We start from the raw sequence: 12,266 nt of genomic DNA, 5'->3' as shown, positions 1-12,266 counted from the left end.
TCAGCCCGCCGGGCACGGCGGCGAGCCGCTCGCCCACCACGATGACGGCACCGTCCTCGTGGAGCGCCGCGGACGCGGCCGCCGCGTCGCCCTCGACGCCGGTGCCCGAGGCGAGCGCGTCCAGCCACTCCGTCTCGGTGCCGGGCGCCGCGGGCAGCAGCGTGCCGCCCGCCTTCGTCAGGCCGCGGGTCGCGAACGGCGCCACGGCGTACGTCCGCTGGCCGTGCCCGCGCCATGCCTTGCGCAGCCGCAGGAAGACGCCGGGCGCCTCCTCCTCCGCCTCGATGCCGACCAGCAGCACCGCGGGCGCCGCCTCCAGCGAGCGGTACGTGACGCCCGCGGCCCGCCCGGCGACGTGCCAGGCGAGGAAGTCCGCCTCCTCGGCGCTGTGCGCGCGCGCCCGGAAGTCCACGTCGTTCGTGCCGAGCGCGACGCGCGCGAACTTGGCGTACGCGTAGGTGTCCTCGACGGTCAGCCGGCCACCGGTGAGCACGCCGGCCCGGCCGCGCGCGGCTTCGAGGCCCCGGGCCGCCGCGTCGAGGGCCTCCGGCCAGCTCGCCGGTTCGAGCACGCCCGCCTCGCTGCGCACGAGCGGGGTGGTGAGCCGGTCCTTCGCCTGCGCGTAGCGGAACGCGAAGCGGCCCTTGTCGCACAGCCATTCCTCGTTGACCTCGGGGTCGTTGCCCGCGAGGCGGCGCATGACCTTGCCGCGCCGGTGGTCCGTGCGCGTGGCGCAGCCGCCCGCGCAGTGCTCGCACACGCTCGGCGAGGACACCAGGTCGAAGGGGCGGGAGCGGAAGCGGTACGCGGCCGACGTCAGCGCGCCGACCGGGCAGATCTGGATGGTGTTGCCGGAGAAGTACGACTCGAACGGGTCGCCCTCGCCCGTGCCGACCTGCTGGAGCGCGCCGCGCTCGATCAGGTCGATCATCGGGTCGCCCGCGATCTGCTCGGAGAAGCGCGTGCACCGCGCGCACAGCACGCACCGCTCGCGGTCGAGCAGCACCTGCGACGAGATCGGCACCGGCTTGGCGTACGTGCGCTTGTGGCCCTCGAAGCGGGTGTCCGGGTCGCCGACCTGCATGGCCTGGTTCTGCAGGGGGCACTCGCCGCCCTTGTCGCAGACCGGGCAGTCCAGCGGGTGGTTGATCAGGAGCAGCTCCATCACGCCGCGCTGCGCCTTCTCCGCCACCTCGGACGTCAGCTGCGACTTGACGACCATCCCGTCCGTGCAGGTGATCGTGCAGGACGCCATGGGCTTGCGCTGCCCCTCGACCTCCACGATGCACTGCCGGCAGGCGCCCGCCGGGTCGAGCAGCGGATGGTCGCAGAACCGGGGGATCTCGATGCCGAGCATCTCGGCGGCCCGGATCACGAGCGTCCCCTTGGGGACGGAGATCGGGATGCCGTCGATGGTCAGCGAGACCAGGTCCTCCGGCGGCACGGCCGCCTCGCCGGACCCACCCGAGGAGGGAGCATCGGCTGTCACTGTCATGCGTTCACCTCCAGGTTTCCGGTGGTTCCGGACGGCTCGTCGGCCCACGCGGTGGACCGCGCGGGATCGAAGGGGCAGCCCTTGTCCGTGATGTGCTGCTCGTACTCCGCGCGGAAGTACTTCAGCGACGAGAAGATCGGCGAGGCCGCGCCGTCACCGAGGGCGCAGAACGACTTGCCGTTGATGTTGTCCGCGATGTCGGCGAGCTTGTCGAGGTCGGCCATGCCGCCCTTTCCGGCCTCGATGTCGCGGAGCAGCTGGACCAGCCAGTACGTCCCCTCCCGGCACGGCGTGCACTTGCCGCAGGACTCGTGCGCGTAGAACTCGGTCCACCGCGTCACGGCCCGTACCACGCAGGTCGTCTCGTCGAAGCACTGCAGCGCCTTCGTGCCGAGCATCGAGCCGGCCGCGCCGACGCCCTCGTAGTCGAGCGGCACGTCGAGGTGCTCGTCGGTCAGCAGCGGGGTGGAGGAGCCGCCGGGCGTCCAGAACTTCAGCCGGTGCCCGGCGCGGATGCCGCCGCTCATGTCGAGCAGCTGCCGCAGTGTGATGCCGAGGGGGCCCTCGTACTGGCCCGGGTTGGTGACGTGGCCGCTGAGGGAGTAGAGCGTGAAGCCGGGGGACTTCTCGCTGCCCATCGAGCGGAACCACTCCTTGCCGCGCTGGAGGATGGAGGGCACCGACGCGATCGACTCGACGTTGTTGACCACCGTCGGGCACGCGTACAGGCCCGCGACCGCGGGGAACGGCGGCCGCAGCCGCGGCTGGCCGCGCCGGCCCTCCAGCGAGTCGAGCAGCGCGGTCTCCTCGCCGCAGATGTACGCGCCGGCGCCGGCGTGGACGACGACCTCCAGGTCGAGGCCGCTGCCGAGGACGTTCGCACCGAGGTAGCCCGCGTCGTACGCCTCGCGGACGGCCTCGTGCAGCCGCCGCAGCACCGGCACGGTCTCGCCGCGCAGGTAGATGAACGCGTGCGAGGCGCGGATCGCGTAGCAGGCGATGACGATGCCCTCGATCAGCGCGTGCGGGTTCGCGAACAGCAGCGGGATGTCCTTGCACGTGCCCGGCTCGGACTCGTCGGCGTTGACGACGAGGTAGTGCGGCTTGCCGTCGCCCTGCGGGATGAACTGCCACTTCATGCCGGTCGGGAAGCCGGCGCCGCCGCGTCCGCGCAGCCCCGACTCCTTCACGTACGCGATGAGGTCGTCCGGCTCCATCGCGAGCGCCTTCTTGAGGCCCTCGTAGCCGTCGTGGCGCAGGTACGTGTCGAGCGTCCACGACTCCGGCTGGTCCCAGAAGGCGGACAGGACGGGCGCCAGGATGCCCCCTGGGCTGGTGCCGTTGTCGTTGTCGTCACCGAGCTCGGTCGTCATCGTCATCACTCCCCCTCCTTGTCGGTCGGGCCCGTCTCCGGGCCGGCCGGGTGGGCCGGGTCGGAGGCGGAGGTCGACTGCGGCGCGTCGTGGGAGCTCAGGTGCTGGGAGCCCGGCTGGGGCGGCTCCTCGCGGTGCGCGCCGTCGCGCGGCCGTACGATCCGGCCCGGCGCCTCGCCCTTCGCGAGCCGCAGCCCGGTCAGCGAGGCGTGGCCCGCGCCGCCGCTCGCCGCGACCGCTCCCTCCCGGCTGTCGGGGAACCCGGCGAGGATCCTCGACGTCTCCTGGTACGTGCACAGCGGCGCGCCCCGCGTCGGCTCGACGGGGCGGCCGGCGCGCAGGTCGTCGACGAGGCGCTTGGCCGTCTCGGGGGTCTGGTTGTCGAAGAACTCCCAGTTGACCATCACCACGGGCGCGTAGTCGCAGGCCGCGTTGCACTCGATGTGCTCCAGCGTGACCTTGCCGTCCGCGGTGGTCTCGTCGTTGCCGACGCCGAGGTGCGCCTTCAGTTCGTCGAAGATGGCGTCGCCGCCCATCACCGCGCAGAGCGTGTTGGTGCAGACGCCGACCTGGTAGTCGCCGGACGGCTTGCGCCGGTACATCGTGTAGAAGGTCGCGACGGCCGTGACCTCGGCGGTGGTCAGCTCCAGCAGTTCGGCGCAGAAGGCCATGCCCGTGCGGGTCACGTGCCCCTCCTCCGCCTGCACCAGGTGCAGCAGCGGCAGCAGCGCCGAACGGGAGCCCGGGTAGCGGGCGATGATCTCCCGCGCGTCCGCCTCCAGCCGCCGGCGCACCTCGGCCGGGTACTGCGGGGCCGGGGGCTGGGGCATGCCCAGCGGGACGGGGCTTGACGGTGTGGTCGTCACCGGTCGACGCCTCCCATCACGGGGTCGATGGACGCGACGGCGACGATGACGTCGGCGACCTGGCCGCCCTCGCACATCGCCGCCATGGCCTGCAGGTTGGTGAACGACGGGTCCCGGAAGTGGACCCGGAAGGGGCGCGTGCCGCCGTCGGAGACGACGTGCGCGCCGAGTTCGCCCTTCGGCGACTCGACGGCCGCGTACGCCTGGCCCGGTGGGACGCGGAAGCCCTCGGTCACCAGCTTGAAGTGGTGGATGAGGGCCTCCATCGACGTGCCCATGATCTTCTTGATGTGGTCGAGCGAGTTGCCGAGGCCGTCGGGTCCGAGCGCGAGCTGCGCGGGCCAGGCGATCTTCTTGTCGGCGACCATGACCGGCCCGGGCGCGAGGCGGTCCAGGCACTGCTCGACGATGCCCAGCGACTGGCGCATCTCCTCCAGACGGATCAGGAAGCGGCCGTACGCGTCGCAGCTCTCGGTGGTCGGGACGGTGAAGTCGTACGTCTCGTAGCCGCAGTACGGGTCGCTCTTGCGCAGGTCGTGCGGCAGGCCGGTGGAGCGCAGGATCGGGCCCGTCGCGCCGAGGGCCATGCAGCCGGTGAGGTCGAGGTAGCCGACGTCCCGCATGCGGGCCTTGAAGATCGGGTTGCCGGTGGCGAGCTTGTCGTACTCCGGGAGGTTCTTGCGGAGCTTGCCGACCAGCTCGCGCAGGTGGTCCACCGCGCCGGGCGGCAGGTCCTGGGCGAGGCCGCCCGGCCGGATGAACGCGTGGTTCATGCGCAGCCCGGTGATCAGCTCGTACGCGTCGAGGATCAGCTCGCGGTCCCGGAACCCGTAGATCATTATGGTCGTGGCGCCGAGTTCCATGCCGCCGGTGGCGAGCGCCACCAGGTGCGAGGAGAGCCGGTTGAGCTCCATGAGCAGGACGCGCATGACGGTGGCGCGCTCGGGGATGTCGTCCGTGATCCCGAGGAGTTTCTCCACGCCGAGGCAGTAGGCCGTCTCGTTGAAGAAGGACGTCAGGTAGTCCATGCGCGTGACGAAGGTCGTCCCCTGCGTCCACGTGCGGTACTCGAGGTTCTTCTCGATGCCCGTGTGCAGGTAGCCGATGCCGCAGCGGGCCTCGGTGACGGTCTCGCCGTCGATCTCCAGGATCAGCCGCAGCACGCCGTGCGTGGACGGGTGCTGGGGGCCCATGTTGACGACGATGCGCTCGTCGTCGGCGCGCGCGGCGGACTCGACGACCTCGTCCCAGTCGCCGCCGGTGACCGTGTAGACGGTGCCCTCGGTGGTCTCGCGCGCGCTCGCGGTGGCATGCGCTTGTGAGGTGGACATCAGGTGTACGACCTCCGCTGGTCCGGAGCCGGGATCTGGGCGCCCTTGTATTCGACGGCGATGCCGCCGAGGGGGTAGTCCTTGCGCTGCGGGAAGCCCTGCCAGTCGTCCGGCATCATGATCCGCGTCAGGGCCGGGTGTCCGTCGAAGATCAGCCCGAAGAAGTCGTAGGTCTCGCGCTCGTGCCAGTCGTTCGTCGGATAGACGTCGACCAGGGACGGGACGTGCGGGTCCGCGTCGGGCGCCGACACCTCGAGCCGGAGCAGCCGGCCGTGCGTGATCGAGCGCAGGTGGTAGACCGCGTGCAGCTCGCGGCCCTTGTCCTCGGGGTAGTGGACACCGGAGACGCCCGTGCACAGCTCGAAGCGGAGCGCGGGGTCGTCGCGCAGGGTGCGGGCGACGCGCGGCAGGTGCTCGCGGGCGATGTGGAAGGTGAGTTCGCCGCGGTCGACGACCGTCTTCTCGATCGCGTTCTCCGGGAGCAGGTCCTGCTCCTCCAGGGCGCCTTCGAGCTCGTCGGCGATCTCGTCGAACACGCCCTCGGTGCCGGGCCCGGTGCGCGGGCCGCCGTAGGGGCGGGAGGCGGGGCCCGGCAGGGCGACCGTGCGGACGAGGCCGCCGTAGCCGGAGGTGTCGCCGCCGTTGTTCGCGCCGAACATCCCCCTGCGGACGCCGATGACGTCGCTCGCCGCCCCGCGGGCGGCGGGGACGCCGTTGTGGCCGTTGCCGTTGTGGCCGTTCGCGCCGTTGCCGTTCGCGCCGTTGCCGTTCGCGCCGTTGCCGTTCCCGTTCGTGCCGTTGGTGCCGCCGGGCGGCTCCTCGCCACTCATCGGAGGAGTCCCTTCATCTCGATCGTGGGCAGCGCCTTGAGCGCCGCCTCCTCCGCCTCGCGGGCCGCCTCGCGCGCGTCGACCCCGAGCTTCGAGGTCTGGATCTTGTGGTGGAGCTTGAGGATCGCGTCCATCAGCATCTCGGGGCGCGGCGGGCAGCCCGGCAGGTAGATGTCGACCGGTACGACGTGGTCGACGCCCTGCACGACGGCGTAGTTGTTGAACATGCCGCCCGACGAGGCGCACACGCCCATGGAGATGACCCACTTGGGGTTCGGCATCTGGTCGTAGACCTGCCGCAGGACGGGCGCCATCTTCTGGCTCACCCGGCCGGCGACGATCATCAGGTCGGCCTGGCGCGGCGATCCGCGGAAGACCTCCATGCCGAAGCGCGCGAGGTCGTAGCGGCCCGCGCCCGTCGTCATCATCTCGATGGCGCAGCAGGCGAGGCCGAACGTGGCGGGGAAGACGGACGACTTCCGCACCCAGCCCGCGGCCTGCTCGACGGTCGACAGGAGGAAACCGCTCGGCAGTTTCTCTTCGAGTCCCATTGGTCCCAGCCCCTCTGAGCCTCTAGTCCCATTCCAGGCCGCCGCGGCGCCAGACATAGGCGTACGCGACGAAGACGGTGAGCACGAAGAGGAGCATCTCCACGAGCCCGAAGATCCCCAGCGAGTCGAAGGTGACCGCCCAGGGGTAGAGGAAGACGATCTCGATGTCGAAGACGATGAAGAGCATCGCCGTCAGGTAGTACTTGATCGGGAAGCGACCGCCGCCGGCCGGCGTGGGAGTGGGCTCGATGCCGCACTCGTACGCTTCAAGTTTCGCCCGGTTGTACCGTTTTGGGCCCACGAGCGTGGCCATGACCACGGAGAAGATCGCAAACCCAGCCCCCAGGGCGCCGAGCACGAGGACGGGCGCGTAGGTATTCACGCTCCCCAGCTCCTTCCAGTCGTCCTTGACCGTCTGACCGATGGACCGCACCGGGCGTGCGCGCCGCCACCGCGCGGAACGTTTCGGAAAACCCCGAAGATCGCTCGCATGTGAGGCAGTTCACAAGCCCGACTGACGGGCATCTTATGCCCGTCGGCCTGTGATCTGCGACACGGGGTACTGGACGGCCTTTGTGATCTCCACCACCCGGCAACGGATCTTGACGGCGAAGTTCGACCGATCTTCATACGTGGTGTTCTCAGATGATCACTTGCCGTCACGCAGGCGGCTGTTACCCCTGGTCAGGAGGGTCGCGCCATTACCAGTGGATATCCGCGACAGGCAAATTGGCGCTGGAACGCAAGCAGGTGATAAGGGACTTCCCCCTCTTCGTCCCTCACTCGTACGAGGGGACGGCACGTGCACCGTGGACGGCCAAGGCCACCGGGCACCGCGCGCGAAGGCCGCCGGAACCGCCCGGCCGCCTCCGGCGTCCCACCCGTTGTGCGGGTCCGTTCGCGGACGGGCACCCGGCCCGGTCGGGCCCGGCCCCGGCCGCTTGTGTCCGCGATCACGAACACCGGCGAACGGACGGGCCCTCGGCGGGCCGCCGTCCCGTCGCCGACGGGTGGGGTTTCGAAGCTCCGACGGGGGAACCCGGCCGCCGCGGGGGCACCGGCCACCGCGGGCGGACATGTTCTCGCCGCCGCCGCACGCGGACGGAAGGGGCACGACCGCCCCGCACGTCCGCCCCGTCGGGCCGTCATGGACACGCCCCTCGGGTACGCCCGTCCTACCCCTTCACCACCGGGGTGGCCAGCAGAGCGACAGCCGACGCACAGAACGTGACACTCCTGTGACCTGTGCCACGCGGCCCCCGGGGCGGGAACAAGCTGGCTTGGCCATGTGGCCAAGGGATGGTAGGTCAGGGGCAATTCGGGCGTTTAGCTGAAAGACAGAGATCACACCCATGATCCGCGTCGTCCGTTTAGTCCGTTACGGCGTCAATAAGGCCCCTCGCGAACCGGATTCACAGGTTCCGCACGTAACTGTGGCGTAATCCACCTTGCTTGACGTCAACCATCCGGCCCGGATACCGGTTATCCCCATGCCCCACACCGCTCCCATACGAACCCACCGGAAGCCCCGCCGGAACGCGCCGAAGACCGCGCTCCGCGCCGGAGTTGCCGGCGGCGTCCTCAGCACCATCGCGGTTGCCGGTGCTGCCGGAACGGCGCACGCCGAGCCGGTGACCGAGACCATCGAGATGCCGACTCTCTCCGCGGACCTGTCCTCGACGGTCGCGCAGTCCGCACAGGCCACCCAGCAGATCGCCCTGACGCTCCAGACGCGGGCGCAGCTCCAGAGCCAGGAAGACACGGCCGTCAAGAACGCGGCGACCGCCGCGAAGAAGGCCAAGTCCAAGGCGGAGGCCGAAGCCAAGGCCAAGGCCGCGGCCGAGGCGAAGAAGAAGGCCGAGGAGGCAGCGCGCGCCAAGGCCGCCGCGGCCGCCCGCGCCTCCCGCTCCTCCGTCCGCACCGAGCTGGCCTCCACCTCCTCGAACACGACGCCCACCTCGTCGTCCTCGTCGTCCGCGACCGGCTCGGCCGGCGCGATCGTCTCGTTCGTCGAGGCCCACATCGGCGACGCCTACGTGATGGGCTCCACCGGCCCCAACGCCTTCGACTGCTCCGGCCTGGTGCAGGCCGCGTACCGCACCGTCGGCGTCGACCTGCCGCGCGTCTCGCAGGACCAGTCCACGGCGGGCACCCAGGTCGGCCTCGGCAACCTCCAGCCCGGCGACATCCTCTACTGGGGCTCGGCGGGCAGCGCGTACCACGTGGCCATCTACGTGGGCGACGGCAAGTTCGTCGGCGCGCAGAACCCGAGCAGCGGCGTGGTCGAGCACGACCTCAGCTACGACCAGCCCACGGGCGCGGTGCGGGTGCTCTGAGCGAGGGCGCGCCCTCCGCCTGAACGGGTGCGCGCCCTCCGTCCGAACGAGCGCGCGGCCCGCTGTCCGTAGGGGCGCAGCCTCCGGGCGGACGGCGTCGTGCGCACGTGCCACACGGGCGCGCCCGTGGCGGAGGGCGCCATATCGCCACATCACGGCGCGGAGCACTCCTCTCCGCCCGTCACGAAGGTCCGCGTCCCTCCCCGGGGCGCGGACCTTCGGCGTTTCCGTGCGGCACTGTCGGCGATGGAGGACATCGGGCCGAAGAGCACGGGCAGCGTCGAGCTGGACCACGCAGCGACGAGTTCCACGACAGCTGGGACGGCGTCATCGGCAGGATCGCCGACGGTACCGGGGCGATCGAGGACAAACTGCGCGCCGCGAAGTACGACTTCGAGGCGGCCGTACGGGCCGTGCACGCCGTACGCACCGCGCACTGCGTACGCGGTCAGGGCTTGTCCCACATCAGCGAGTAACGCCAGAGCAGGTGGCGCCGGTAACGGCGGCCGGGCAGCAGGAGCTTCGACTCCTCGCGCACTTGGCGCCAGGACATCGTCGGCCGGGCCACGGGCATGCCGTCCATGCCGCCCTCGCCGCCGTGCAGGCGCCGGTAGACGGGGTTCGCGGCGACGGCGGCCAAGCCGAGCGCCCGGTCGAACGGAGTGCCGTCCGCGGCGATCCCGACGATCACCAGCCGGCCGCCGGGCGCGAGGAGCGAGGTCATCGCTTCGACGGCCTCCGCGAAGCCGGCGTGGTGCACGACGGTGACCGCGCAGACGAACCCGTACCCCCGGCCGATCTCCGCCGCCGATGCCCTCTCCTCGCGGCCTTTCACAAAGTCGGCCGCCACGAAGCGGGCGTTCGGCGCCTCGGCCGCCCGTTCCCGGGCCAGTCGCACCATTTCCGGTGAGCGGTCCACTCCGACGACCGTCCTGACGCGCCGTGCGAGCTTCCGCACGAGCAGCCCCTCGCCGCAGCCGACGTCGAGCGCACTCGTGCAGCCCTCCGGAACGGCGTCCAGCACCCGGGGATGGTGTTCGGCGTTGTGATTCCAGTAGTCGTGAAGCGCGCGGCCCGTGCTCCCCCGTGAGAGTGAAACCACGCCAACCTCCACCACGATCGATGTCCGAACCGGGTCTTACGATCGGAAGTCGATCCCAGGAGGCCCGCATGACGCAACTCACCGCCCGCAGCGCCCAGCAGCGCAAGAAGGACGCGCTGCACCGCCTCGAACACGACGTCGACGCCTGGGTGTCCACGGCGGATCTGGAGACCGGGGCCCCCTACATGGTCCCGCTCTCGTTCCTCTGGAACGGTTCGTCGCTGCTGCTGGCCACGGCCGAGTCCACGCCCACGGCCCGCAATCTCTCCTTGAGCGGCGCGGTCCGCCTGGGCATGGGGGAGACGCGGGACGTGGTCCTGATCGAGGGCACCGCCCAGGCCGTGCGGCCGGCCGAGTTGTCGCGCGAGGAGGGCGACGCGTTCGCGGAGAAGACGGGCTTCGACCCGCGCGAGGAGTCCGCCCCCTATCTGTACTTCCGCGTCAGCCCGCGCAGGCTCCAGGCCTGGCGGGAGGCCAACGAGATACCGGGGCGCGACCTGATCGCCGACGGCCGCTGGACGGTGGACTGACGCGGCCGCCTCCTCCCGCCGCTTCCCAGCCCTTCGTCCGGGGGCAGGGGGCCGGTCAGCCGCCCGCCTGCCCCGGGCGGGCCCGGGTCAGGTCAGTCATCACCCGGCCCGTACGGGTCGCCCTCGGGCAACCAGACGTCAGGGGCGCCGAGACCCTGGTCGCCGATGTCCGCGGTCAGCGCGTCCACGGCGGCCAGGACGCCGGGCCGGGCCTCGTCGCCGCGCCACACCAGCGACCAGGTCCAGTACGGCGCGGGCTCGACCACCTGCCGCCGCACCAGGTCGGGCGGCAGCGGCGGTTGCTGCCTCTTGGGCGCGGCGAGGACGGGCCGGCCCGTCCGGCGGACGTGGTCGAAGAACGCAGGACCGGTGGTGCCGCCCGCCTCGACCGGTACGCGACGGGCGCCCGCCACCCGAGCCAGCTCCTCGGCATACGTGTTCCACGACGCCCACGACACGGTGTCGTCGTCGATGAGGACGGCGATGTCCCGGGCCGCGACCGCCTCCCCCTCGCTGCCTCGCTCACCCGTTCCAGGGCCCTCCGCGGCCGCGGCCTCTCCATGGCGGGCGCCAGGGGCTCCGGCGTTGCGCACGCCGGACGGCTCGCGGACCGCGACGGCGAACAGCCGGTCCGCCCCGATCAGCCGTGCCGAGAGTCCATGCCGCCGCAGGTCCTGCTCACGCACCCAGCAGACGGCGAGATCGAGCGCCCCTTCGGCCACGCGGGCGGCCTGGGCGTGGGAGGGCACGACCCAGGTGTCCACATGGAGCTGTGCGATGCCGGACATGCGCGTGCCGAGGTCCGGGGGCAGCCAGCTGACGTAGCCGATGCGGACGGGTTCGGCGCCGGCGAGCGCCGACGCGCGGCGTCGCAGGTCGTCGGCGCGTTCCAGCAGGTCGTGGGCGTAGGGAAGGAGGGAGCTGCCTGCGGCGGTGAGGCGGACGGAGCGCCGGTCGCGGTCGAACAGGCGGAGTCCGAGGTCGCGTTCGAGCGCCTTGATCTGCTGGGAGAGCGAGGGCCCGGCGATCAGGAGCCGCTGTGCGGCCCGGCCGAAGTGCAGCTCCTCGGCCACCGCGACGAAGTAACGCAGCTGGCGCAGTTCCACCCTGCCGATGGTAGTGCGCTGAGAGGCTGATCCTCTCAGGAGGAAGGACGCCGGTCGTGGCGCCTCCGGACGGCCGGCCTCACCATGGAGCGGGAGATCGGGGAGCAGAGGCTGCCCCGCCCTGAGACGTGTCCCTGCTGCCCGAAGGAGAGGAACCGCATGAAGGAGTTCCTGGTCGAGCTGACCACCACCGTTCCCGAGGGTACGGACCCCGCGGAGGTCGACCGGCGCCGAGCGGCGGAGGCCGTACGAGCGCATGAACTGGCGGCGAGCGGGCATCTGGTGCGGTTGTGGCGTCCGGTCGGCTCGAAGCGCAGCGTCGGTCTGTGGCGCGCGGCGGACGAGGCCGACCTCCACGAGAACGTTCTCGGCACGCTGCCCCTGCGCCCGTGGATGACCCCGGTGGTCACCCCGCTGGAGGCGCACCCCAACGACCCGGGTCAGGCCGGCCCCGCCGCGTAACGCCCGCCACGGGTGCCGGGCCGCGGTACCCGTCCCGCGCTCCTTCCGGGGCTGGAACCCGGCGTGCGGTGCGGGGGCCGGGGTGCCGCGCGGCCCCGTTCTCCGAGCCCTTTTCGACTCGACCTGCCCCTCCCGGGACCGCCCCGGACCCGCCCTGGACCGGACGGGCATTCGTGCGGCCGCCACCCGCCTCGGCCGGGCGACCGTCGCGGGCCGTCGTCGCGGCAGGCCGTCCCCGCGTCGGGCGCCTGGGGCTCGGCCGCCCCTTCACGTCCGCCGCGGTG

Annotated in this window: 12 protein-coding genes; 3 read left to right on the top strand and 9 right to left on the bottom strand. The window is 71.7% G+C overall.

Annotated elements, in window-relative coordinates:
- The 7 genes from L1885_RS14325 to L1885_RS14295 form a co-directional block, all read right to left on the bottom strand.
- A partial coding sequence (locus L1885_RS14325; protein WP_235797477.1) for an NADH-quinone oxidoreductase subunit G occupies positions 1-1,495 on the bottom strand: 1,495 nt, incomplete at its 3' end.
- Complete coding sequence (gene nuoF / locus L1885_RS14320; RefSeq protein WP_235797476.1) at positions 1,492-2,874, bottom strand: NADH-quinone oxidoreductase subunit NuoF; 1,383 nt, start codon at positions 2,872-2,874, stop codon at positions 1,492-1,494. The genes L1885_RS14325 and nuoF, both read right to left, overlap by 4 nt.
- Entirely contained in the window at positions 2,874-3,698 is an 825-nt protein-coding gene (nuoE, locus tag L1885_RS14315) for an NADH-quinone oxidoreductase subunit NuoE (RefSeq protein WP_235797478.1), read from the bottom strand. Before nuoE ends, nuoF begins: the two co-directional genes overlap by 1 nt.
- A gap of 32 nt (positions 3,699-3,730) precedes the next feature.
- Positions 3,731-5,065, bottom strand: a complete 1,335-nt coding sequence (locus tag L1885_RS14310; protein WP_235797475.1) for an NADH-quinone oxidoreductase subunit D — start codon at positions 5,063-5,065, stop codon at positions 3,731-3,733.
- Positions 5,065-5,895 (bottom strand): NADH-quinone oxidoreductase subunit C, encoded by an 831-nt coding sequence (locus L1885_RS14305; protein WP_235797474.1) that lies wholly within the window; start codon positions 5,893-5,895, stop codon positions 5,065-5,067. The genes L1885_RS14310 and L1885_RS14305 overlap by 1 nt, the downstream gene beginning before the upstream one ends.
- On the bottom strand, positions 5,892-6,446 hold the full coding sequence (locus tag L1885_RS14300) for a NuoB/complex I 20 kDa subunit family protein (RefSeq protein WP_235797473.1): 555 nt from the start codon (positions 6,444-6,446) through the stop codon (positions 5,892-5,894). The genes L1885_RS14305 and L1885_RS14300 overlap by 4 nt, the downstream gene beginning before the upstream one ends.
- A gap of 22 nt (positions 6,447-6,468) precedes the next feature.
- Positions 6,469-6,828 (bottom strand): NADH-quinone oxidoreductase subunit A, encoded by a 360-nt coding sequence (locus L1885_RS14295; RefSeq protein WP_030904068.1) that lies wholly within the window; start codon positions 6,826-6,828, stop codon positions 6,469-6,471.
- 1,108 nt (positions 6,829-7,936) lie between these two features.
- On the opposite strand from L1885_RS14295, the gene L1885_RS14290 reads away from it, so the two are divergent.
- Positions 7,937-8,782 carry a C40 family peptidase gene (locus L1885_RS14290; protein ID WP_235797472.1) on the top strand — a complete coding sequence of 282 codons (846 nt, stop codon included), beginning with the start codon at positions 7,937-7,939 and terminating at the stop codon, positions 8,780-8,782.
- 448 nt (positions 8,783-9,230) lie between these two features.
- Here L1885_RS14290 and L1885_RS14285 read toward each other — a convergent pair whose 3' ends face one another.
- Positions 9,231-9,884: a class I SAM-dependent methyltransferase gene (locus L1885_RS14285; RefSeq protein ID WP_235797471.1), complete on the bottom strand. Its 654-nt coding sequence runs from the start codon at positions 9,882-9,884 to the stop codon at positions 9,231-9,233.
- A gap of 68 nt (positions 9,885-9,952) precedes the next feature.
- Between L1885_RS14285 and L1885_RS14280 the strand changes: the two genes are divergently transcribed.
- Positions 9,953-10,414, top strand: a complete 462-nt coding sequence (locus tag L1885_RS14280; protein WP_235797470.1) for a pyridoxamine 5'-phosphate oxidase family protein — start codon at positions 9,953-9,955, stop codon at positions 10,412-10,414.
- Positions 10,415-10,506: 92 nt separating this feature from the next.
- Here L1885_RS14280 and L1885_RS14275 read toward each other — a convergent pair whose 3' ends face one another.
- Positions 10,507-11,520 carry a LysR family transcriptional regulator gene (locus L1885_RS14275; RefSeq protein WP_235797469.1) on the bottom strand — a complete coding sequence of 338 codons (1,014 nt, stop codon included), beginning with the start codon at positions 11,518-11,520 and terminating at the stop codon, positions 10,507-10,509.
- Positions 11,521-11,679: 159 nt separating this feature from the next.
- On the opposite strand from L1885_RS14275, the gene L1885_RS14270 reads away from it, so the two are divergent.
- Complete coding sequence (locus L1885_RS14270; RefSeq protein ID WP_235797468.1) at positions 11,680-11,982, top strand: muconolactone Delta-isomerase family protein; 303 nt, start codon at positions 11,680-11,682, stop codon at positions 11,980-11,982.
- Positions 11,983-12,266: the final 284 nt, after the last annotated feature.

The organism is Streptomyces fuscigenes, assembly GCF_021556455.1.
Taxonomy (GTDB): domain Bacteria; phylum Actinomycetota; class Actinomycetes; order Streptomycetales; family Streptomycetaceae; genus Streptomyces; species Streptomyces fuscigenes.
The sequence above is the reverse complement of the archived record's forward strand: the minus strand, read 5'-3'. Positions and strand labels throughout refer to the sequence as shown.

Coding starts and splice junctions, on each gene's coding strand:
- nuoF (WP_235797476.1), bottom strand. CDS start 2,874: ATGACGATGACGACCGAGCTCGGTGACGACAACGACAACGGCACCAGC.
- L1885_RS14305 (WP_235797474.1), bottom strand. CDS start 5,895: ATGAGTGGCGAGGAGCCGCCCGGCGGCACCAACGGCACGAACGGGAAC.
- L1885_RS14270 (WP_235797468.1), top strand. CDS start 11,680: ATGAAGGAGTTCCTGGTCGAGCTGACCACCACCGTTCCCGAGGGTACG.
- L1885_RS14300 (WP_235797473.1), bottom strand. CDS start 6,446: ATGGGACTCGAAGAGAAACTGCCGAGCGGTTTCCTCCTGTCGACCGTC.
- nuoE (WP_235797478.1), bottom strand. CDS start 3,698: ATGCCCCAGCCCCCGGCCCCGCAGTACCCGGCCGAGGTGCGCCGGCGG.
- L1885_RS14280 (WP_235797470.1), top strand. CDS start 9,953: ATGACGCAACTCACCGCCCGCAGCGCCCAGCAGCGCAAGAAGGACGCG.
- L1885_RS14290 (WP_235797472.1), top strand. CDS start 7,937: ATGCCCCACACCGCTCCCATACGAACCCACCGGAAGCCCCGCCGGAAC.
- L1885_RS14310 (WP_235797475.1), bottom strand. CDS start 5,065: ATGTCCACCTCACAAGCGCATGCCACCGCGAGCGCGCGCGAGACCACC.